The organism is Radiobacillus kanasensis (assembly GCF_021049245.1).
Lineage (GTDB): Bacteria > Bacillota > Bacilli > Bacillales > Amphibacillaceae > Radiobacillus > Radiobacillus kanasensis.
On the sequence record NZ_CP088020.1, the window covers coordinates 2,122,801 to 2,144,993 of the forward strand.

Annotated in this window: 28 protein-coding genes and 1 tRNA gene; 13 read left to right on the forward strand and 16 right to left on the reverse strand. The window is 37.7% G+C overall.

Translation table 11 applies throughout. From position 1 onward, the window contains the following. Positions 1 to 4: 4 nt before the first annotated feature. From KO561_RS11035 to KO561_RS11050, 4 genes are all read right to left on the reverse strand, one after another. Positions 5 to 184: a YqzE family protein gene (locus KO561_RS11035; protein WP_231093319.1), complete on the reverse strand. Its 180-nt coding sequence runs from the start codon at positions 182 to 184 to the stop codon at positions 5 to 7. A 30-nt stretch (positions 185 to 214) separates the two neighbouring features. Continuing rightward, on the reverse strand, positions 215 to 721 hold the full coding sequence (locus tag KO561_RS11040) for a shikimate kinase (protein ID WP_231093320.1): 507 nt from the start codon (positions 719 to 721) through the stop codon (positions 215 to 217). Between the two features lie 84 nt (positions 722 to 805). Next, entirely contained in the window at positions 806 to 2,149 is a 1,344-nt protein-coding gene (locus KO561_RS11045; protein WP_231093321.1) for an ABC transporter permease, read from the reverse strand. After that, positions 2,146 to 2,835, reverse strand: a complete 690-nt coding sequence (locus KO561_RS11050) for an ABC transporter ATP-binding protein (protein WP_231093322.1) — start codon at positions 2,833 to 2,835, stop codon at positions 2,146 to 2,148. Before KO561_RS11050 ends, KO561_RS11045 begins: the two co-directional genes overlap by 4 nt. Positions 2,836 to 2,958: 123 nt before the next feature. Between KO561_RS11050 and KO561_RS11055 the strand changes: the two genes are divergently transcribed. Beyond that, complete coding sequence (locus KO561_RS11055; protein WP_231093323.1) at positions 2,959 to 3,387, forward strand: hypothetical protein; 429 nt, start codon at positions 2,959 to 2,961, stop codon at positions 3,385 to 3,387. Positions 3,388 to 3,427: 40 nt separating this feature from the next. On the opposite strand, the gene KO561_RS11060 is transcribed toward KO561_RS11055, so the two are convergent. The 3 genes from KO561_RS11060 to KO561_RS11070 are packed head-to-tail and all read right to left on the reverse strand — an operon-like array spanning position 3,428 to position 6,708. Further along, positions 3,428 to 5,452, reverse strand: coding sequence for a DUF6449 domain-containing protein (locus KO561_RS11060; protein ID WP_231093324.1), 2,025 nt, complete (start codon positions 5,450 to 5,452; stop codon positions 3,428 to 3,430). After that, the gene (locus tag KO561_RS11065; protein ID WP_231093325.1) at positions 5,424 to 6,326 is read right to left on the reverse strand and encodes an ABC transporter ATP-binding protein; all 903 of its coding nucleotides are present in this window, start codon (positions 6,324 to 6,326) and stop codon (positions 5,424 to 5,426) included. The genes KO561_RS11060 and KO561_RS11065 overlap by 29 nt, the downstream gene beginning before the upstream one ends. Further along, a complete protein-coding gene (locus KO561_RS11070; RefSeq protein ID WP_231093326.1) occupies positions 6,319 to 6,708 on the reverse strand; it encodes a GntR family transcriptional regulator in 390 nt (129 codons plus the stop codon). Before KO561_RS11070 ends, KO561_RS11065 begins: the two co-directional genes overlap by 8 nt. Before the next feature lie 314 nt (positions 6,709 to 7,022). Between KO561_RS11070 and comGA the strand changes: the two genes are divergently transcribed. The 9 genes from comGA to KO561_RS11115 all read left to right on the forward strand — a co-directional run bounded on the left by comGA (position 7,023) and on the right by KO561_RS11115 (position 11,363). After that, positions 7,023 to 8,003, forward strand: coding sequence for a competence type IV pilus ATPase ComGA (gene comGA / locus KO561_RS11075; RefSeq protein WP_231093327.1), 981 nt, complete (start codon positions 7,023 to 7,025; stop codon positions 8,001 to 8,003). After that, positions 7,966 to 9,024 (forward strand): type II secretion system F family protein, encoded by a 1,059-nt coding sequence (locus KO561_RS11080; RefSeq protein ID WP_231093328.1) that lies wholly within the window; start codon positions 7,966 to 7,968, stop codon positions 9,022 to 9,024. The genes comGA and KO561_RS11080 overlap by 38 nt, the downstream gene beginning before the upstream one ends. A gap of 18 nt (positions 9,025 to 9,042) precedes the next feature. Continuing rightward, positions 9,043 to 9,354, forward strand: a complete 312-nt coding sequence (gene comGC / locus KO561_RS11085; RefSeq protein ID WP_231093329.1) for a competence type IV pilus major pilin ComGC — start codon at positions 9,043 to 9,045, stop codon at positions 9,352 to 9,354. Beyond that, entirely contained in the window at positions 9,338 to 9,790 is a 453-nt protein-coding gene (gene comGD, locus KO561_RS11090; RefSeq protein WP_231093330.1) for a competence type IV pilus minor pilin ComGD, read from the forward strand. The genes comGC and comGD overlap by 17 nt, the downstream gene beginning before the upstream one ends. Further along, positions 9,774 to 10,109, forward strand: a complete 336-nt coding sequence (locus KO561_RS11095) for a hypothetical protein (RefSeq protein WP_231093331.1) — start codon at positions 9,774 to 9,776, stop codon at positions 10,107 to 10,109. Before comGD ends, KO561_RS11095 begins: the two co-directional genes overlap by 17 nt. After that, positions 10,066 to 10,512: a competence type IV pilus minor pilin ComGF gene (comGF, locus tag KO561_RS11100; RefSeq protein WP_231093332.1), complete on the forward strand. Its 447-nt coding sequence runs from the start codon at positions 10,066 to 10,068 to the stop codon at positions 10,510 to 10,512. The genes KO561_RS11095 and comGF overlap by 44 nt, the downstream gene beginning before the upstream one ends. After that, the gene (locus tag KO561_RS11105; RefSeq protein ID WP_231093333.1) at positions 10,487 to 10,867 is read left to right on the forward strand and encodes a hypothetical protein; all 381 of its coding nucleotides are present in this window, start codon (positions 10,487 to 10,489) and stop codon (positions 10,865 to 10,867) included. Before comGF ends, KO561_RS11105 begins: the two co-directional genes overlap by 26 nt. 41 nt (positions 10,868 to 10,908) lie before the next feature. After that, a tRNA-Gln gene (locus KO561_RS11110) sits at positions 10,909 to 10,980 on the forward strand. 140 nt (positions 10,981 to 11,120) lie between these two features. Next, a complete protein-coding gene (locus KO561_RS11115; protein WP_231093334.1) occupies positions 11,121 to 11,363 on the forward strand; it encodes a DUF2626 domain-containing protein in 243 nt (80 codons plus the stop codon). 40 nt (positions 11,364 to 11,403) lie between these two features. Here KO561_RS11115 and KO561_RS11120 read toward each other — a convergent pair whose 3' ends face one another. Continuing rightward, entirely contained in the window at positions 11,404 to 12,027 is a 624-nt protein-coding gene (locus tag KO561_RS11120) for an MBL fold metallo-hydrolase (protein WP_231093335.1), read from the reverse strand. A 177-nt stretch (positions 12,028 to 12,204) separates the two neighbouring features. Between KO561_RS11120 and KO561_RS11125 the strand changes: the two genes are divergently transcribed. Then, positions 12,205 to 12,375 carry a DUF2759 domain-containing protein gene (locus tag KO561_RS11125; RefSeq protein WP_231093336.1) on the forward strand — a complete coding sequence of 57 codons (171 nt, stop codon included), beginning with the start codon at positions 12,205 to 12,207 and terminating at the stop codon, positions 12,373 to 12,375. Positions 12,376 to 12,768: 393 nt separating this feature from the next. Here KO561_RS11125 and KO561_RS11130 read toward each other — a convergent pair whose 3' ends face one another. The 4 genes from KO561_RS11130 to KO561_RS11145 form a co-directional block, all read right to left on the reverse strand. Continuing rightward, complete coding sequence (locus KO561_RS11130) at positions 12,769 to 14,679, reverse strand: LTA synthase family protein (protein ID WP_231093337.1); 1,911 nt, start codon at positions 14,677 to 14,679, stop codon at positions 12,769 to 12,771. Between the two features lie 293 nt (positions 14,680 to 14,972). After that, positions 14,973 to 15,938, reverse strand: a complete 966-nt coding sequence (locus KO561_RS11135) for an ROK family glucokinase (RefSeq protein ID WP_231093338.1) — start codon at positions 15,936 to 15,938, stop codon at positions 14,973 to 14,975. Position 15,939: 1 nt separating this feature from the next. Then, positions 15,940 to 16,149, reverse strand: a complete 210-nt coding sequence (locus KO561_RS11140) for a YqgQ family protein (RefSeq protein WP_231093339.1) — start codon at positions 16,147 to 16,149, stop codon at positions 15,940 to 15,942. 94 nt (positions 16,150 to 16,243) lie between these two features. Further along, positions 16,244 to 17,704 carry a spore germination protein gene (locus tag KO561_RS11145; RefSeq protein WP_231093340.1) on the reverse strand — a complete coding sequence of 487 codons (1,461 nt, stop codon included), beginning with the start codon at positions 17,702 to 17,704 and terminating at the stop codon, positions 16,244 to 16,246. Between the two features lie 152 nt (positions 17,705 to 17,856). Between KO561_RS11145 and KO561_RS11150 the strand changes: the two genes are divergently transcribed. After that, entirely contained in the window at positions 17,857 to 18,735 is an 879-nt protein-coding gene (locus KO561_RS11150; protein WP_231093341.1) for a hypothetical protein, read from the forward strand. Here the strand turns inward: KO561_RS11150 and KO561_RS11155 are convergent. The 4 genes from KO561_RS11155 to rpmG form a co-directional block, all read right to left on the reverse strand. After that, complete coding sequence (locus tag KO561_RS11155; RefSeq protein WP_231097100.1) at positions 18,711 to 20,240, reverse strand: rhomboid family intramembrane serine protease; 1,530 nt, start codon at positions 20,238 to 20,240, stop codon at positions 18,711 to 18,713. The genes KO561_RS11150 and KO561_RS11155 overlap by 25 nt on opposite strands. An 82-nt stretch (positions 20,241 to 20,322) precedes the next feature. Further along, positions 20,323 to 20,511, reverse strand: coding sequence for a hypothetical protein (locus tag KO561_RS11160; RefSeq protein WP_231093342.1), 189 nt, complete (start codon positions 20,509 to 20,511; stop codon positions 20,323 to 20,325). Between the two features lie 61 nt (positions 20,512 to 20,572). Next, positions 20,573 to 21,130, reverse strand: a complete 558-nt coding sequence (locus KO561_RS11165; protein ID WP_231093343.1) for a 5-formyltetrahydrofolate cyclo-ligase — start codon at positions 21,128 to 21,130, stop codon at positions 20,573 to 20,575. 168 nt (positions 21,131 to 21,298) lie between these two features. Further along, on the reverse strand, positions 21,299 to 21,448 hold the full coding sequence (rpmG, locus tag KO561_RS11170; protein WP_143894352.1) for a 50S ribosomal protein L33: 150 nt from the start codon (positions 21,446 to 21,448) through the stop codon (positions 21,299 to 21,301). Positions 21,449 to 21,828: 380 nt separating this feature from the next. On the opposite strand from rpmG, the gene KO561_RS11175 reads away from it, so the two are divergent. Next, entirely contained in the window at positions 21,829 to 22,185 is a 357-nt protein-coding gene (locus KO561_RS11175; RefSeq protein WP_231093344.1) for a helix-turn-helix domain-containing protein, read from the forward strand. Positions 22,186 to 22,193: the final 8 nt, after the last annotated feature.

The following is a 22,193-nucleotide window of genomic DNA, read 5'->3' on the forward strand; positions in this document are numbered from 1 at the left end:
CTGCTTATTTTTTCCTTTGGAACAATAGTTTAAATGCTAATGGTAGCATACCAAACCAGTGATTAGAAATCCCTTCTTCTTTAGAGCGCCTTTGCTTTTTGCGCTCCTTCCGTTCTTCCGAAGGGGTATCCATGTACTTCACAATTTCTTGTGTCATAAATTTTACATAGTCGTTTCCAGACATGTCATCACCTCGATTTGGGTTATTACAAGTTTACCCATTTCTTGATGGATTTATAAGAGAAATTATGTCTTCCGCTATTTCATCTGGTGATTTCTGATCTGTTCGAATATTTAAATGAGCTGTTTCCTCATAAAGTGGCAATCTATGTTCATAGAGCAGGTAGGTGGAATCTGGATCCTTCCATAGAGGTCTGGCGGTATCTTCCGAAAGTCGGTCTTTTATGGTATCCCAACTCGTTTGTAAAAAGACCACAATTCCATTTGATTTCATCCATTCCCTATTTTCTTGTTTACCTATAATGCCTCCCCCTGTTGCAATTACGCTTTCCGTTTCTGGCATTTGTTGAAGAATGTGACTTTCATATTGACGAAAGGTCTCTTCTCCTTTTTTTGCAAAAATATCCGGGATGGTTTCATTATAATACTGCTCCAGTTCTCTATCGGTATCTTTAGCGTCCCATTTTAGGTGTTCTGCTAAACAAGAAGAAACGCTTGATTTTCCGCTCCCCATAAATCCAATTAAATAAATTGATTTCATCTTGGTCCTCCAATTTTTGTTGCTTATGTTACTTATTTTACCATATGAAAAGGCCTTGTAGAGATTCTCTACAAGACCTAACTATTAAACTTCTCTTCGCATTGCCTGTAATACATCAATTTTCGTAGCTCGTTTCGCTGGTCGCAACCCAGACAGAATCGTAACCAATAAACAAATGACAACCGATATCACAACAAGAGTCCAAGGGATTGCGGAGAATTGTAACGTTTCCGGTAGCTCTTCATCAAAAGCTAATTCAATAATCCAAGGTAGCCCTAAATTGACTGCAAAGCTGACAATATAAGCAGCTATAGTCCCAATAATAGCACCAATTAAACCGATATAACTGCTCTCTAACAAGAATATTTGTTTGATCACTTTCGGGTTTGCTCCGATAGCCTTCATAATCCCAATATCAGGAGCCCGTTCCGTCACCGCCATTGTCATCGTATTATAAATTCCAATAGAAGCGATTAATAGTGCTATTGTTCCGATTAAAATGAGTCCTGCTTTTGCAATCGTGAACATCATGTTTACTTGTTTTAATTCATCTACAACCGAATAGGTGGCATAATTTTTATCACTCAATGTGTCCGTAATAGCTTGTACTTGGGCTAAGGTTTCTGCATAAACAGCCACTTCATCGTAAGATTCAGAGCTAACATCCATGGATGCAAGGTCCTCTCCTTCCGTAACGGAGACTCCCTTTGGTGTTCCTGTAAATGCTTCAATTTGTGATAGGACTGCATCGGATATAAAAATATCTTGATCTTGTGCCCATTCTCTTGTCGGTTTTTCCCCAATACCTACAATTTTCAAAGAAAATGTCTTCGTCTTTTCGGAATCCTCAGAATGAACAACCTCCATTTGAATCGTTCGGCCAATTAAATCTCCATCATATCGATACTCATCCTTTACTAACCCTTGTTCATTATAGATATCTTCTTTCTCGACATTAGTTGGAACAAGCTGGTCTACAACGTTGTACCCAATCACTATCTCATTCTCGGCCTTAGGCAAAGAGCCTTTACTTAACTCAAATCCAGCTTTAGTTTCCGACGGAAAATTAGCAACAACTGTTCTCGTATTTATTTGATAATTTTCTAAAGTGAAGGTAGGATGTTGGATCAACATCTTTCTTCTTGTCACAGCTTGCACTCCATCAACCTTTTCCATTTCCTTAATATCGGAATCCGTAATCGATTGATAATTCCCGTCTTCTGTTTCTTTGCCATATACATCTATTTTTGTCACAATATTTTGTTCCATCGTATCTTTTACGATCGATTGATGGAGTCCAAACCCAACAGAAGCCAATACGATGAGGAACGCACACCCGATTGCTGTAGCAAGAACAGTCATAAAAACACGCACTTTATTTTTTTTCATGTTTTGCCTTACAAACCGGAATCGATCTTTCCACCTCATACCGTTTGCCCCCTTTTCACAAGCTTTCCATCACTAATCTCAATCGATCGATGAGCAATTTTTGCAACTTCATCATCATGGGTGATGATTAAAAACGTGATGCCGTATTCTTGATTCAGCATTTTTATAAACTGTAAAATTTCCGCTTCTGTCTCACTATCCAGACTACCCGTTGGTTCGTCCGCTAAAATGAGAGGTGGATTACTCACCAGTGCTCTTGCGATACTAACTCTTTGCTGCTGTCCCCCTGATAGTTCACTTGGATAATGATCCTTATATCCTTCTAATCCTACTTTTTGCAACGTCTCCATCGTTCTCTTTTCCCTGCTTGCCTCTGATTCGCCTTTAAAAATTAACGGTAACTCGACATTTTGGTAGGCCGTCAAACTAGGAATAAGCTGAAAGTTTTGAAAGATAAATCCGAGATTATCTAAACGAAAATTTGCAAATTGCGTTTCGTTGTAATCGGAAACTTGTTCTCCGCTAATTTTGATCTCCCCGCTCGTTGGGCGAATAAATCCACTGACTAGATTTAATAAGGTAGACTTTCCCGATCCACTCCGTCCAATGACCGCAACTATTTCACCTTGATTTACTTGAAAAGAAATGTTTTCAAGTATCGTTAAGCTGTTTTCACCTTTTTTACCAAGTGAAAATTGATGACTAAGGTTATTAACTTCTATCATCTTCGTTCCTCCAAGTTTTTAATCTGTTCTAACTGTATTAATAATATTAGTACAGTAATTACGATAAGTCAATCTTTTTTTATGGTACACTTAAGAGGAAAATAGGAGAAAGGAGCACTATTTATGGATGCTAGTTGGTTTTTCGTACTCGCCTCAGCCATTGCCGTGTACGGCATATTATTTTCTTTTCGGGGTTTCATACGAGAGGTACATAAGCTTATCGAGAAGGGAGAGGAATTGAGTACAGACAATATTAGAAATTTACAATCTTCATTCTTTATAAAAGTTGCTATGGTGGAAGCTATTCCGATTATTTTACTTGTCCTTGGATTTATGAACACACCAGTTGAATCCAATCCTCTTGTCCCTGCTATTTTAATAGGCGCTTTTTATGTATCTGCCCTTATTCAAATCATGGTGCTAAAGCAGGAAACGATTCAGCTTCAAGAAAATAAATCCTCAACATCAGTGATTCAAACTCTAACCATGATCGGACTTACTCTAACTGGAAGTATCCCACTCATCTCGATTATTGCACTTTATATGAGCTAAACGAAAAAAGTGAGAACCAAACGGTCCTCACTTTTTTATATTAATAATGTTCCTTAATAAAATCTGGTGTGTTTTTATCGTCAAATGTACCAATAATTGTACTCTGATCCTTAAGGAAAAATGCAACAGCATATTCACCCTGATTCCACACAGAGTATGTTTTTAAAGCAGTCTCTATTTGATTAGGATCATCCATAACATAAGCACTTGGCAAAGACTCCCATACATCTAGCGTCATATTAAATACCTTATCTCCATATATATCTTCGTTGTTATCTGCTACTTGTTCAAAAGGAGCCACGACAGCTTTTTCAATGTCCTCTGCACGTAATCTAGCCTTGTCTAATAGTTCCTCCTGTTGCAGCCATTCTTCTATTTTTTCATAGGATTTACGCCATTCCACCTGTATAATTCTGTTGTCCTCTAACGTTATTTCCATGGACCCCCACGGCTCGATCGGAGAGAACGCTTCATTAAACGGCTGTGCTTTTACTTCCTCTTGAATCAAAGCCACTAACTCCTCCACTTTTTTCGGATCTTGAATCATGACTTGTTTGTCGGCTTGATAAGAAGAAATATTAACTCGACGAATTTCGGATGGATCGACATGCAGTACACCGAAATGGGATCTTTTATACTCCGTAGATCCATAGATAGGTTTATAGTACTGTTCATACGTATCTAATGGTACTTGATAATCTCGGATGATTTTTTCACCGTTCGTTAGTTCATAAACAAACGCAACATTCTGATATCCCTCTCCATACATGGTGTCTACAGGATCTGGTCTATCCTCTAATATTGCTTCATGAAAACGGAGAATACTCTCGATATTTTTTTCTTCTTCAAACATATTTGGCTTCCCTGGAATCTCAAAATACTCAGGATCCCTTATCGTATTAGCGTATTGATCTTCGTAATAATCCCTTTGGCTCTCTTGGTATTCATGTAAGTTATCCGCAAAGTAAACCGCACGAATATCCTTTTGTTCTGGTAGCTTAGATTCATATCCAAATACGTCCAAATGAATGAGAAAACCGATGACCCCCATCACAATTATAAACGGAATAGAACCAAATAATCGATGAAAGACTCGCCATGTTTTCAGCAGGACCATCTCGGCTATCAGATATCCAAAAATAGAACCTGCGAAATACCCAAATATTGCCCATCCTATACCATTCTGTGTTTCTCCGAAATAAATACCGCCAAGTAACATAAAACAGATTGTTACACCATATTTAAAGATTGGACGAAGATAAGCAAAGGCAATGGCTTGATTTGCTGCTTCCACCTTTCTTTTTTGATATAAGAACACGGTAAGGATATAAAACAAAACAGCAATGATCCCATAGATGGCAAACTCCCACCAAGAAATCGCTGTGTAACTAATTTCCATCAATCGTATGAATGGAGAGAGTTTCTGTACATTGGTTCCAAGGAAATACGAACCTGCATATCCGAATAAAAAGAACTCCATATTGTACATCCATAGCATAACAATCCCTGCTGGAAAGAAAAATAAGATACAAGTGAGAACCATTTGTAGGGCTGTTATTCCGGTAAAAATCCCAACTAATGTACAAGATGCAAAGACAAATAAATTAACAATGATGGTAATAGCCATCCATGTAAATATAGATCCTTTTATATATTCCTCTAGAGGTAAAACAGTATAAAGAAGTTCCGTTATTATTCCCGTAAGTACGACCGGAATAATCAACAGTAACATCCCGAATACAAACTGTTGATGAAACAGCTTCGTCCGACTAATCGGAAGACTGTGCATGTAATCTGCAGAGGCCTTTACTTGCAGGTAACGAAAAAGAACCACAGATGTAAGGATTGGAATGATGAACATAATGAAAACTTGTATTTCTCCTGTTAATTGAAAGAAGCTTTCAAAAGTTGGATAGGTATAGACATCATCATTTCCATATTGCATCATTAATTGTAATGGAATGACAAATACTAGGCTCAGCAAATAAAGGAACCCAATCCAGCCCGCTGTTCGAAAATTGTGAGCCATTATTCCTTTATTTATCCATGATGGATTCGACGACATATCCTGTACCCCCCATTTCGTAAATGAAAATTTCTTCTAATGTAAGTGGTAGCAAGTCAAAAATAATAGGCTGAAATTCTTTGGCATACGCCGTAACTTCCTCTTCTTTTCCTCTTACAATACAAAGCAGGACGCTACCTCTCTCTTCTACATATAACGATTCTAGACCTGACAAGAATTCAGGAGGTGTATCTTGCTTGAACGCGATTTGGATTTTATGAATGTCCGATTTTAAATCATCGAGATCCTTTTCAAGCATCAAAGCGCCTTGATGAATAATCCCCACATGGTCACAAATGTCTTCGATTTCACGTAGGTTGTGAGACGAAATCACTACGGTCATTTCTCGATCCGCAACATCTTGAATCAATAAATTCTTCACTTTTTGACGCATTACTGCATCTAAGCCATCAATTGGTTCATCCAGAAGTAAAACCTCTGGCCTTGCCGATAAGGATAACCAGAAAGCAACTTGTCGCTGCATCCCTTTAGAGAGCTTTTGAACCTTTTTATTTGGGCTAATGTTAAACACTTTTTCAAGCTTCTGAAAACGCTCATTGCTCCAGTTTGGGTATAAGTTTTTATAGTAACCAGCCATCTGGTTAACCGTGTAGTGGGAAAAGAAATGAGGCTGATCCGGAATAAAAATCATCTTTTGTTTCAGTTTGACATTTTCAAATGGTTCCTCTTCATCGACCAGGATTTTCCCATGCTCTTGCTTGTAAATACCCATCATTATTTTTAACAAGGTAGTTTTCCCTGCACCGTTAGACCCGAGCAATCCATAAATAGAGCCTTTTTGGATAGACAAACTAACTTGTCGAAGGGCATGATGATCTTCAAAGTGTTTTTCGATTTTTTCGACTTTAATCATTTGGTTTATCTCCCTTCACTCGGCTTTCCGCTTCATTTAAGAGTTCCTCAATCTCTTCCCGTTTCATTCCTAAGAAGATGGCTTCTGTGAACAAGCTAATCATATCTTGTTTCATTTTCTTTACCTTTTCCCCTTGTTTAATATTTTTTTGAGGTGTTACAAAGCTCCCTTTACCAGGTATTGAGTATATAAATTCCTGTCTCTCTAGTTCCCGGTACGCCTTTTGAATCGTATTCGGATTTATCGTTAGCTCCTGGGCTAATGTTCGTACCGAGGGTAATTTTTCATCCGCTTTAAATACTTCATTAATAATGAGCTCCTTTAACTTATCAATTAGTTGCTCATAAATTGGCTTTCGACTTCGTACATCTAGCTCAAACAAATGACTTCCTCCCTTCTCGCCTCACCGTACTAACTGTACTATTAATATTAATACAGTAAGAAATATATGTCAATGAAACTTCTGTAAAAAAGGGTTTAATATGTAAGTATCGCAAACCTTGTCATTTCTTGCGATTTCCTCGGCAATAACTTAGAAATTTCATTATTTAAATCTATCATGGTTGTAAAATAGTTTTATTTGTTCCTCATCCAAGAAATTCTTACCGATTCAGACACACCATATGGAATATTTGCTGCATTGCTTGTCTTTTGTATCCTTTGTACACTATAGAAAGAAAAGGAGGTGTCCGATAAGTGAATGGAGGTCGTTTCAGCAAATCAATCTTACAATCTGCCTTCGAACAAGAAGCAACAGATGTTCACTTCTGTCCCGAACTTACATGTATAGGGGTATATTTTCGAATTCATGGAAAACGAGTACGGATTCAAACGATATCACTTTCTCAATATCAACCGCTTTTAACGTTTCTGAAGTTTTCTTCTGGTATGGATATCGGGGAAATTAGAAGACCACAGGATGGGCGTATGGAGATACAAGATCGTAAATACTCCTATTCCTTACGATTATCGACGCTTCCGTCTGACCCTGCAGAAAGTTTAGCCATTCGAATCCTACCTCAATCCAAAAAAATTCCCTTTGAACAACTTTTTCTTTTCCCTAATCAAGCCAGTCAATTGATCCAATTTCTTAAACATAAATCTGGAATATTTCTCTTAACTGGTCCAACTGGTAGTGGAAAAACGACAACTTTATATGGATTGCTGCAAACCCTTCTAATGCATCATGCCTCCCAAGTTATTAGTTTAGAAGACCCAATTGAACAAGAACTAGAGCACGTAACTCAGATTCAAATTAATGAAAAAGCAGACTTGAGCTATCAAGCAGGTCTAAAGGCTGCCTTAAGACATGATCCAGATGTGCTAATGATAGGTGAAATAAGAGACCAACAAACGGCCCGATTAGCTTTTCATGCCGCTTACACCGGTCATCTCGTATTAAGCACACTCCATGCAAAAAATACAGTCGGTACCATTCATCGCTTACTGGAATTTGGCTTAAAACCTGTGGACCTTCATCAGGTCTTAATTAGTGTAGCTTCCATCGAACTACTTCCATTACTTCATCATGCGAATCGCGCGGCTATTTTAGAAATTCTTACTGGAGATGCTTTGACAAATGCCATTAATCGCCAACCGTTTCAGTTGACCGGATTCCCAGAATTAAGGAGGAAGGCTTATGCGTGTGGATATATCGATCAAGAACTTATACCGTAAGAGACAAACAGAATTAGACCCTAAAAAACAACTACTCTACATGGATCGTCTTCTTTACTTTCTCCAAAACGGATACCCGCTTCTCCAAGCATTAGACAGAATGAGATGGGATAAACGTTTACAAGCGTTAGCTAGCCAGTCTAAACACTTGCTACAAAAGGGGCAATCTTTTGATTATGTCCTGCAAGAACTCGGTTTTCGACGCCGACTCTATTCATTTATGGCTGTAACGAGACAAAATGGAGACCTTCAAGGCTCTTTATCTCAGTGCCAATCGATGTTACAAAATGAAATGGAGCACACCCAAACCTTTAAGTCACAATTAAGATATCCTTTGTTTTTAATCTTCCTTTTCTTAGTTGTGTTATATTTTGTTCGCACGTCTATATATCCATCCTTTCAACAGTTATTTGCTTCCGCAAACAACACCTCCGCCCTTTTACCATTGTCCATAACCATAATGGATGGGGCATTCCAAGTCTCCCTTTTTATTCTCTTTGCCTTCTTTCTCTTCTTGCCTTTATGGCGCTGGGTAGCCCAAACGTTTACAGCTCGTTCGTTGCTTCAGATATACTCTTACATTCCCATTTTCCGTCATTTCTTAAGGATGAGACATTCTTTCTTTTTCTCCCTATTACTAAGCTCTCTTCTAAAGTCTGGTACTTCCATCCAACAAGCACTGACCATCTTGTCAAACCAAACCGACATGCCCATTTTATCGTACCATGCGGAGCGCATGCTACTAGCCTTTAGAAGTGGACATCAATTACCCGAAAACCTATCTGATGAATTAGTATTGGAAAGAGAATGCTTAACCATATTTCAGTTGGATGCCAATACGAAGAAAGTAGAAAAGGATTTATTTGTTTATGCCGAATTAGTCAATAGTAGATTACAAACCTTCGTAACTACCCTACTTAAGCTCGTTCAGCCCATCTTTTTTTCTATCCTTGCTATCTTCATAGTGCTCGTGTACCTATCCTTCATGCTACCGATGTTTCAATTGATGAAAACTATATGAAAAGAGTGATCTAATAAAATGAAAAAAGAGTCTGGTTTCACATTAATCGAAATGCTTATCGTTCTGGCGGTTATTTCGGTCCTTCTTTTACTTCTTATTCCCAACCTTGCAACCAAAAATGGAGAAGTCCAAGATAAAGGATGTGTGGCGTTAGAACAAATGGCTATTAATCAGGTCCAAGCATATCAAATCGATCATGGTGCATTACCTAGTGATCTTAGTAGCTTGGAGGAAGAAGAATATATTCAGGAGAATGCTACCTGTTCAAATGGTACAAAAAAACTAAAAATCTTGACTGATGGAGAGGTCACCCTTGTATCAACTGAATAGGAACAGTCGTGGATTTACACTTATAGAAACGATAGTCGTTCTCAGTATATCCATCAGTCTAATGGTCATTGGTCATGCTTCGATAATACAGTGGAAAGAATCTTACGAAACGGATGCATTTTTCGATGTTTTCAAAAGTGACATTCTTTACCTTCAACAAAGAACGATGGTTAGTGGTGATTATTATTACATGTTAATAAAACCTGATGAACATATTTACGAAATAAGAAAAGGGGGATACGGGGCTTTAGTGAGAATAAGAAGCATACCGGAAAACTGGGAAGTTCGTCTCCAAACCTTATCTATGCCCTTGTCTTTTACGATTAAAGGACAGGTTCGTCAACCAGGAAGTTTTACTATTTTGACAGGAGATGAATCTTACAAAGTGATCTTTCCCTTCGGTAAAGGGAGGAGTTATGTTGTTTCACAATCATAAAGGCTTTTCCTTAGTAGAAACCTTTGCTTCCCTTAGTTTACTTCTATTATTGATTACTACCTCCCTTCCATTACTTATTCATGTAAAGCAACAAGAAGTTGTCTTAAGTGATAGAAGACACATCCAGTCCAGTCTACACGATGAACTTATATCCATGCTTCACCTCTCAAATTCTACAATCCCGACAGAATACGAAAGAACCATTCAAGATCGAACCGTTACCTTTACTTTTTCAATAGAAAAAAAGAATATAAAAGGATGTGTGCAATGGCAAAATGCGAATGAACAAACCGAGAATTTTTGCCTGTATGGGAAGTGAACATGGTCAGAAAGGATTCACCTTAATTTCATGTCTTCTTTCCTTAACCATCCTCTTAACTACTCTACCCTTCCTACCTTTTATGTTTAAATCATTGTCTTACAATACTTATTATAACGAGCTATCCATTCAGCAGTTTTTTCTGTTTCTTGCAGACGAATGTCATCAAGCAAATTCTATCGTTATTGATGAAAACCGTATTACGTTAACTCAGGATAACGGAAAAAACGTGGAGCTATCTTTATATGATAAAGTCATTCGAAGACAGGTGTCGGGTCAAGGACATGAAATATTGGTTCGCCAAATCCAAACATTTGTTGCCACTAAGGTTCCTGGTGGTCTCAAAATCCAAATTCGTGCAATGGAAGGAAAGAGTTATGAAAAGATTATTTCCACTTCTTAAAAAGGAAGAAGGGTTTCTCTTTCCGTATATGATCGGTATTACAGCTATAACGTTACTAGCGCTGTTATCTAGCTTAACGGTTTATCAAAATCACCTCCAGTCCACTGCATTTTTGGAAGAACACCTTCGGATTGAATCCCTCCTTCAATTATCTAAAAAGACCTTTCGCACCGAGTATGTCAAAAAGAAAATAGGAATGGAAAACGGCACCCTTCACTACTCCTTTCCAGATGGAACCGTGGACATTCAATACAGCACTTTACCAACTGGAGAAATTCAAGTAATATTCCAGGTTGAAACAGATCAAGAGGCTAATTACTACTCCAAACAACGTCTAAACTTCCCATCCAAATAAATGTATAATTTGATCGAAATTGTTCATGCTATATAAGGCATTGGGCTATAGCCAAGCGGTAAGGCAGCGGATTTTGATTCCGTCAGTCGCTGGTTCGAATCCAGCTAGCCCAGTTATTAGATCTCATGTAGGAACTAGGAACTGCATGAGCTTTTTTTAGAAATTTTATTGGTTTTTATGAGAACAATTTACAATCCAGAGAGACTCGTATATAATTACGATGATGGATACCTATTGAAAAGGAGGGGGAAGTATGGACAGAATGTTTCGTGTACTTGCCTTTTGGACAGGTATTTTTACTGTAATGTTCTTTATCGGGGATATGTATAGTATGGCGTACTTATTTCTCGTTCAAACTGTTTTCTTTTTAGCAGTTAGTTACTTAAAGCTTTCTGAACGTATGTACATGTACTTATTTGGTGCTTATTGTACCATATTCTTTGTCGGATTTACGTACTATTCAAATTTCATACTTGTACCCGGTTTCGGACATTAAAAGAAAAGACTCTTATCCTAATAAGAGTCTTTTTCTTATACTAGTCGTTTAAAAATGGATTGTGTTTTTTTTCAAATCCTATGGAAGTTGATGGACCATGCCCAGGATAGACAGTATAGGCATCATCTAGTACAAAAAGTTGCGTTCGAATACTAGCAAGTAATTGTTCCATGTCGCCTTGCAGTAAGTCCGTTCTTCCTATTCCTTGCTGAAATAAAGCATCCCCCGAAAACACAATCTGTTCATCTTCAAAAATGACCGATACACTACCTGGGGAATGGCCTGGGGTTGAGGTGATTCGGAAATCAAATCCATCTAAAGAATAATGATCGTCCGTAAGTTCAATTGGTTTCGATTTTACAATAATTTCATTTCCTATAAATCGTCCAGAACCATTTTTATTCGCATCTACTAACCAATCCCATTCCAGCGTGTGGAGATGAACATCAATTTGAAAAGTACTACAGACTTCATCTACCGCTCCAATATGATCAAAATGGGCGTGTGTTAACAACACAGCTACTGGCTTAAGCTGATGATTATTTAAAAAGTTAAGAAGCTGAGGGGCATCTCCTCCTGGATCCAATATCAAGGCCTTCCCTTCCTTTATGGCAACATAACAGTTTGTTCCTAAAGGTCCTAGTGGTAGCGTTTTAATCTCCATTCCAATTCCTCCCTGTTCTTTCATTTCGCTGCTAAATAGATCAAATAAAAATCTCCAGTTTTCCTCGACAAACCAACAAATTTGTTTTAGAATGTATGAGGAGAAATGATACATTACATATTATATAATATCAAGAAATGGTACAAGTCGCCTGGATACAGTGAAGGAGGTAATTAAATGGTATTAGCAGTTATGTTGTTAGTTGTAACAATCTTATGTGCTATTGCAGTTTTCCGAGAACTTAAATCTAAAAACTTATTCGCGGTTGCATTCGCTGGTGCATCTACGTTGGCATTCGGTTGGTTCTCCGTTATGACAATTTATGCTGAGTTATTCACAAATCATTAATATGAAAAAGTCCTCATAAATGAGGGCTTTTTATTATGGTCTACACATATAGTATGTTGATTGGAGTGGAGGGTAATCGACTCCTGCGGGAACAGCACGAGTTGAAGACCCCGCAGAAAAGCGAACTTTGCTTTTCGAGGAGGCTGAGGCCGTGCCCGCGGAAAGCGATTACCCGCAACGGAAATCAGCATCGTACACACAACCGAGCAGTCACTAAATCGATGCTTTTTAGTAACTTTTACCATTTTGTTACGTCGCATTTTATATATTATTTGCAACAATATATATATAAACCAACCTAAAAGAAAAATCCGAACTGATTCGAATTCTACTTAAAGAATTACGAACCATAGTTCGGATTTTTTGATTAAAACACGATTGTACCAGCCTCTTCTACTTTTTATCAAAATTATAGAATCGGAACAAATCACCATAAATAATCTGATCGGAATAATTTAATTCTTTCTCTACTTTGTCTTTGATTGGTGTACACATATTAGCTTCCTCGTTGTTAGAGGATTCCTCACTCGCAGTCGAGTCTGCCTCTTCTTCTAACGGATACAATACCTCACCAGACTGACGGTCATAGCATTTTTCTTCAGTATAAATATATTCTTCACTAATAAAGGAACCATCTCTTAAAGCAATGAAATCTTTACGATCCTCTGTGAATAAATCTGTACCAAACGTTATATCGTTACTATTTTCTATGCCTAATAGATGTAACAAAGTTGGTTTTACATCTATTTGACCGGAAACTTTGGAAATAACTTTTCCTTCTTCACCTGGAATATGAATAAAGAATGGAACTCGTTGTAATTGTACTTCGTCATACGGTGTGATTTCTTTATCTAAATACATTCCCATCGCTTTATTATGAAAATCGCTTATTCCATAGTGATCTCCCATTAACACAATAATGGAATCTTCATAAAGACCGGATGTTTTCAATTGATCAAAGAAATCTTTTAAAGATTCGTCCATATAGCGAACGGTTTGGAAATATTGATTCAATGTTTTGGAATTAGAATCATATTTATCAAGCGTTGCATCTTCTTCACTCAAGTCAAACGGATAGTGGTTCGTCAACGTAATGAACTTCGAGTAGAACGGTTGTGGAATCGATTGTAAATATTTCAAGGACTGTTCAAAAAATGGCTTATCTTTTAATCCCCAGCCAATGGAATTCTCTTCCGTTACTTGATAAGAATCTACATCATAAAACTCGTCATAACCGATGTTATCGTACATCACATCACGGTTCCAGAAACTTTTGTTGTTTGCGTGAAACACCGACGTATAGTAACCAGCCTCACCTAATAATTCAGGCATCGCGTTATATTCATTTTGACCATGCGTAAAGAATACAGCACCTCGTGGTAATGGGTAGAGTGAATTCTCTACTAAAAATTCTGAATCGGACGTCTTTCCTTGTGCTGTTTGATGATAGAAGTTTTCGAAATAGAAACTCTCACCAATTAAGTCATTTAAGAAAGGCGTAATCTCTTCCCCATGAAGCGTATTATTGATGACGAAGGACTGTAGAGATTCCATGGAAACAAAGATTAGGTTTTTCCCTTCCGCTATCCCAAACAAATCAGATTTATCATCACTTTTTACATTTTCTTCGACATAGGATTCAATTTCAGGCATTTCATTTCCATCCGCAAATACTCGTTGTGCCTTCGTTTTGGAATGCAAGGCGATATCGTAGATATGATAGTTGAATACCCCGATATTTTTCACTAAATATTCACGGTCAAACGTACGTTGAAACAACTGTGGACGTTCAATTTCCGCAAGAATAAAGTTACCAGCCAAAAGCAACAAAGAAACGGTCAAAGCCATAACTCTATTACGTTTTTTATAGGCAACAGACATAGCTGGTGCTTGTCTCTTACTTAGATACCAAATAATCACAACATCTAAAAAGAAAAGAAGATCTGGCACATGAATTAAACTTAACACACTGGAGCCTAAATCCGCTGCATTACTTCCTTGGAACAAGACAGGAATTGTAATGAAATCGGCAAAATTGCGGTAAAAAACTAGATTAAAATACAAGACTAATGTACCTATTAAACTCGTATATCGAATAAAGGTCATTTGACGTTTCGGGGATAACCAAACTGAAATAGCAAAAACAAGAAACGCTGACACAAATGGATTGATAAATAAAATAAGCTCTTGCATCATATTGTCTAATGAAATATTAAAAACAAAACGATATAAAATATAAGTCTTTACACCAAATAAAATACTTGCCAATATATATAGGGGAATATTAAATCGTTTAGATAACATGTAACATAACCTCCTTACACTTAAAACAACCTGTATCAAAAGTTTAAGATTTCACATTTAATTTATAATAACTTAATACTATTCCTTACTTATTCTTCTCGTTAACGTTTATTCCCGAAACTTTTCTTTTCTACACATTTATTAAGACGAACGTAACCCAATAAAAGTTTCATTTAAATTAATAAAAATTTTACATACGATTAACACTTCATACATTTTAATAGACAATACAAAAAAAATAAACCCCTGAATGAAGTTTATTTTTTGAAGTAACGCCTATTTTTCTCATTTCTTTAGGATAGTTTTTGCTTCACCAAGTAAGCTGCCCCTACTACTCCAGCGTCATTACCTAACTGAGCAATTCTAAATTCGCACGCTTCGCTTATTCTAGGTAAACAGAAGGAGTCAAAGGCCTTTCGTAGTGGAATTAATAATTGGTCACCAGCCTTAGATACTCCACCGCCGATTACAATTTTGGATGGATTCACGATAGTTGCTACGTTAGCAATTGCTAAGCCTAATACATCCGCAACTCGCTCGATAATGGAAATCGAGAAAGCGTCCCCTTCCTTTGCAGCATCAAAGATGTCCTTTGTCGTAAGGTCACCATTTTTCTCCAGTGGAGTCTTCAATAAAGAATTAGGATTATCTTTCAACTTTTCCTTTGCTTGTCTTACCATACCAGTTGCCGACGTAACAGTTTCTAAGCAACCCTTGCGCCCACAGTTACAAGCATATCCATCGGCTTCCACCATAATATGACCAATTTCACCTGCCGTACCATTTGATCCATTTACGACTTGACCATTCGTGATGATTCCACCACCTACTCCAGTGCCAATCGTAATCGCAATTAGGTTTTCCGCTAGATTCCCCGCGCCCTTCCAGTTTTCTCCTAAAGCAGCAAGATTAGCATCATTATCAACAAATACTGGAAGACCGGATAATGCTTGAAGTTGTTTCCCTAGGTCAAAATTCTTTTTCCAACCAATATTAACTGCTTCATAGATACTTCCTGTGTCACTGTCAATAAAACCTGGAGCTCCAACTCCCATACCTTGTACCTCTTTCGGATCAATCGAATGTTCCTTTAGTTTGTTTTCTAAGGATGTCCAAATGTCACCTGGGATAGAGACGCCCTGGTTATCTTTATTTGTAGGAATTTCCCATTTATCTATAATGGTGCCGTCGTCTTCAAAAACAGCCATCTTAATGGAAGTACCACCAATATCTATTCCTACTAAAAACTTCTTACTCATTTCAAACACCTTCCCCTTTATCCTGTAACTTAGCTATTTCATGACGTATTAATAAAATCGCCATCCGAAACTCTTCTGTTTCTACTAACTGTGATTGATACAGTTCTTTTATTTCATCCTCCATCATTTGAAGGTCTGCCATTCGGTCCCCAATATAAATGATGGTTCCGTATTTTTTTAATAGTTGTTGCACGTCATAAATCGTTTTCATTGTTATCACCAAACCTAATTATAGCAATCCTCTATCTGAAAATATAGTGGTAAAAATGAAATAAATCCAATGAAAAGAAAAGATCCAAATCGAATTAACGATCTGGATCTTGTGGATTAAGAAATTCAGGTCTTCTTGTTTTCAATGGAACAGGAGTCCTAATAAGAACATCCTTAAACGCTGTAGGAGCGAACGGTAACAATGGCCAAAAGTAACCTGTCTGGAAAGAATTCATACGAATTAAGTAAAGAATCCATGCAGTAATTCCTACCACATAACCGCTCACACCAAATGATGCAGTTGAAACTAATAGCACTATTCGAACAAGCCGATTTGCCAGACTCAACTCATAGCTTGGAGTGGCAAAGGTACCTATCGCTGCCAGCGAGAGATATAAAACAACTTCATTAGAAAATATCCCCACTTCAACCGCTACTTGTCCCATCATAATGGCAGCCACTAGACCAAGTGCTGTTGCCAATGACGTTGGTGTATGAATGGCAGCCATCCTTAGCATGTCTATTCCTATTTCCGCAATTAGGAATTGGAGCAAGAGCGGAATAGCCCCTAATTCGCTTGGTCCGATAAACTCTAAGCTTTTTGGAAGTAAATCTGGGTTCACCGAAAATAAATAATATAAGGGGAGCAAGAAGATGGATGCTAACACTGCAAAGTATCTCACAAACCTTAAATAAGCTCCCACTAACGGCTTTTGACGATATTCTTCGGCATGTTGTAAATGATGCCAGAAAGTCGCCGGAGTGATCATAACACTAGGCGAACCATCAATAATGATTAAAACGTGGCCTTCATAAAGATGAGCAGCAGCCGTATCCGGTCTTTCTGTGTATCGGATCGTCGGGTAAGGATTCCAGTGCCTTCCACCTAAGTACTCTTCTACAGTCTTTTCTGCCATTGGTAAGCCATCTGTATCAATCTTCTTAAGATGATTCTTTAGCAACTCTACTTTTTTTGGGTCTGCAATATCTTCTAAATAACATAAAACGATATCTGTTTTTGATCTTCTTCCGATACTTGAATATTCCATTCTTAAGGAACGGTCTCTCACTCTTCTTCTAGTTAGAGCTGTGTTAAAAACTATAGTTTCCACATAACCGTCTCGGGAACCTCTTACCACTCTTTCTAGGTCCGGTTCCTGTGGGCCACGAACAGGATAGGTTCTGGCATCAATCAGAATGACTTTGTTCAGACCTTCCACAACTAGCGCAGTCGGCCCAGCTAATACACTATCAGCAGCTTGATTTAAATCATCCACCTGATCTAGCTCAACGTAAGGGATGTACGTCTTTAACAATTTTTGTAGTGGATCAGGCTGAAGATCTTTTTCCTCTAATTTTGCGAGAAACTTCATAATTAAATGAAGAATGTCATCTTTCACAAAGCCATCAATCATATACATGGACATCTTACGTCCGGCGTATTCCAAGTCTAATTGAATCACATCAAAGCTTTTATCAACCGCTAGCCGGTCTTTTAAGTATTGTATATTTTTTTCATGTTGCTTAAAAATTGGCTGTTTCTCATTCGTTTCCATGTACTCACCCTAAATCATTGATGGTACTAGTGTGTGCAACAACAACGAAAACATGCATTTCATTGGATAGCTAGTCTTCATATCTTAAAGGTTCTCATCATATATAACTAGTAGTGCATTTCGTATTATGAACGAAAAAGAGGGGTAGTAGGATGAACAGAGGAATTGTTGGACTTATCGTCATTTTCACTTTATTTCTTGCAACGTTAATAATGGATGGACAAGGTGACGACACGTCCGCCATTAAACATTTTCCTATAGATAAGAGTTTAGACTTTACACTTCAACAAACTGATCTAAAACTCTTATCCCAAACTGGTAATGACGCCTTTAATGTACTTTGGAAGGAAACGTCTGAAATAGAGAAGAAAGTCTACTTAAGACAAGACGTTTCTGTCCTTTATGTAGATGGACGATTAAGAGGTGTGTTAAGTGAGTGGAAAGAAAATATAGATAACATCAGCCAAGAAACGGTATTACCGGATGAAGGAAGTAGTCATTTTCAAGCGATTACGTTTCACCATGGTGAACTACATTATCCGGATGACAAAATCAAAAGTATTCATGGGATGTCCAAATCAGAATTATATGTGATTGACTCCCCCCATTCGGCTTTAGAATCTTTTCAAAAGCCAGAGGACCAAAATCAGCAAGAATGGATGAAAACGTTAAACCATGCCACAGCCCAGCAGTTAAGTTATCATTGGAAGCAGCTTTTGAAGCACTTTCAAATTCCTGCTTCCAACTATCATTTTGTTCCTCTAACAAATTTATACCGGTATCAGGATGAGCCAATCCCCTCTTTAACAATGGGAGAGACCGATGTTGTAATCGGTCAACTTTGGGAAGGACTTTATAAGAATTATATTTTAGATATTACTTCTCAACTATCCGAAGATAAGCCCGTTAAAAGCTTTGTCCCGCTCGTATTGTTCGATAAAGAAGGAACCCACTTAATGGTATTATTCCAAGACGCACACGGACAAAAGCAGCAGTTACTTCAATATTATCCTTCCTCCTCCAAACGGTGAAGGAAGGATTCAAAATCTGGATTATCTGGCTTTAAGGAATGTGCTTCCTTTGCATGTTCAATGGCCTTTTCCCTCTGGTTCGTTTCCGCATATAACAAGGACAGATTATAATGAGCTTCTGCCATATCTGGTTGGAGCTCTATCACTTTCTGTAAATCGGTTATGCCTTCCTCCATTTTGCCTAATTTTATCGACGCATAGGATTGTATAAAAAGAAGCTCTGCCTCAAGTGACTCCGGTTCTTCAAGCCCCTTGCTCGTTAAGGTTAATACTTCTTCATAATTTTCTTCTTGAACAGCTTCCTCTGCTTGATGTAGGATCATAGAGGCACTTGTTTGTGCAGGGGACTGTAACCCATAGAACACTAGGCCTAAACCTGCTCCAATTAAACCAATGAAAGCAATGGTTTGTGCCCAACCATTTTTCTTTTTAGGCATCCAAACTACACAAGAAGCAATAAAGCCGCCAACCAATCCCCCTAAATGCGCACCATTATCAATCTGGGGGACTGAGAGACCCAACACAATGTTTAACACGATAACAAAGAGAATATTTTTTCCAATCGTTTGAAAGAACACTTTTTTATAGAGGCTACCGAAAAACAACATAGCACCAAATAAACCAAAGATAGCACCGGAGGCACCTGCCGCTACTTGAGCATTCCAAGCGAAGCTTGCCAATCCACCTATAATACCAGATGCAAAATAAATGAATAAGAAACGTGTTCGGCCAAACATTCTTTCTACTGCAGTACCAAGATGGTACAGAGCTAGCATATTCATCATGAGATGAAAGATCCCTATGTGTAAAAACATAGAGGTGACAATCCTCCACCATTCCCCTTCTAGAATACCTGGGTTGTATTTTGCACCATACTCGATTAAGGTTTGAATGGAAGTACTTCCACCGTTCCACTCCAGAACAGCGAACATGAGAAAATTTAACACTAACAAAACATAAGTGAAAAATGGCTTTTGATGATTAAATATTTGCTGAAACTCTTCTTGCCTTCTTCTATGTTCGGTTTTCACTTTCGATTCGTAGTACTGGGCTCCTTCTTCTAAATCCAGAGGCATTTCATGTTGTCTAGAGTTTATGGATAAGTCTCCAACAAGCCGTGATACTTCATCCTCTTGGTTGTCTTCTGTCACATAATACGTTTTTAATAGAACGGGTTTACCCTTTTTCCAATGAATAGGTTTTTTTAATTGTTCCCAACTGTCGACAGGAGGAAACTCGGCAAAATATACATTATGTACTTCAATATTTCTCCCCTTCAAATGTTTTTTCAGGCCGTGAAGGCGCTGTAAAACCTTCCCCATATCTTCCTTTAACCTGTTTTTCCAATCAAACTGGTCCATGGACAAACGAACGACAGTGGAGGTTTGCTTCCATTTCTTTTCAAGCCATACTTCTGAACGGATATCATTTAAATACAGTAAGGTAAAATCTTCTTCATGCATGAGTTGAAAAGCGAAACGAAACAAGAGGTATTTCCCTTTCATATACACATTGATTACCTCCTTTCGTTTATCATACCATGTACGTTTTTGATATATCACCTTAAACCACATAAAAACGTTCAGCTTATGAAGCTGAACGTCCAAAAAGGGATGGTAATATTTTCGTACGTAGGGAAGGTACATTCATCGACAGTCGAACAAAAAATCTACGTAGTAGGTTGACTGCCAAAATTGCATTTAGAATTTTGTACCTTTTTTGAAACACTACTGTAGCACCAAACAATACAGAAGTAATCCATATGATTGATTTCATTATGATGCATCCTTTCCTTCCTGGATACATGTATTCTTTGTCTTGAGCCTACAATTTATACTTAAAAGCGGAGTCCCGTTTCCGTTATGAGGTGATTAATGGGAACATCGTATTCATCTGTTGATACAATTGGATAGACTTGCTCATTCGCCGCTAAAGCGAGTGTTTTCCCATGAAAGTTTTGTAAATAACGATCGTAAAAGCCCCCTCCATATCCTAAACGATTCCGATTCGTATCGAATAACAATCCAGGAACAATAAGGAGGTTCAATTCTTCTTTTGAAATAGGTTCACACTTCAGCACGTTTGGTTCCCATATACTTTTGTAGCCTTCTTCCATATCTTGAAAAGAGTGAATAGCATAAAACTTCATCGACGAATCTGTTTGGTTAGGTTTAGGAATACATACCTTTTTTTGACTACTCCATGCTTTTTCAATGATAGGTTTCGTATCCCACTCCAAGCCATAGGACATTGTAATTCCGATTGTAGAAGCATGTTTCCACAGTCTAGTTTGGTACAAAAAGTTCTCTAATTGATTTTGTATGTATTGTCTAGTTGAGGATGGCATGTTGGTTAGTATATCTTTTGCTTCTTGTCTCAAAGCCTTTTTATCCACTGTATATCCTCCTTCAAATAACAAAAGCGCAATTATCCGTTTACCAACGTACGGATTGGAGCTGAACGTGGCTATCGCTATTACTATCCACATCAAGCCCTTTTATAATTCCTAGTCAAAAACGAAAAGAACTCTCACCATCAACAGGTAAGAGTTCCTTATGCAGCCTTATTTTGTTTCACGGTGTAACGTATGTCTTTTTAGACGTGGGCTGTATTTTTTAAGCTCGATACGTTCTGGGTGTTTCCGTTTATTTTTAGTAGTAATATAGTTACGATCACCAGTTTCAGTGCAAGCAAGTGTAATATTTACGCGCATCGTTATCCCTCCAAACTAATCAAATCTATCTTTTATTAGTAAGATCATATATCAGACCTAATATATATTACCAAATAAAGAAACGAATTTCAAGCACACTCTTGACGGTTTTATCAACTTTTCGAATACAGTTGCTCAAACTCCATTCCCTTTTTTCCTATATATCCCCTACTATTATAAGAAAGAAGTTCTAAAGAAAATATATCTTGCATAGCATCAGCACATTCCACTTTCGCTTCCATTATATACCTTATAGCGCAAGTCCCGTTGAAAAATATCGAAATTTGTATGAATAAAGTAGGATTTATCAAACCAATGGTTTTCTAATGAGGTTGAGTGTGATATAAATAAGTGTAGGAATTCACATTGGAGGGAAGTTCATGTTAGTTGCCATTTTGTCTTTACTTGTCATTGCAATTGTTCTTTTTGTCTATTCCTTTTTCTTAAATGACAAATTCAAAAACCTAGAGGGACAAATCGAACAATTTACGATATCGACCATGCAAGATTCGTATCAAATCAAGAAAAAAATCAAGATACTGGAAGAAGAGTTGCTCACAGACAACTGGGTGGAGGATACGATTCCTGCAAGCAGTGTTGGCAGTCAGACCCCGATGCTCAGAACCATCTATAAGTTACATGACCAAGGGATGAGCGTAAAGGAAATCGCGGAAGAAACTTCTTTAAGTGAATATGATGTTTATTCCATCTTGAATCAATATTCTAAAGAAAGATAGGAGTATGT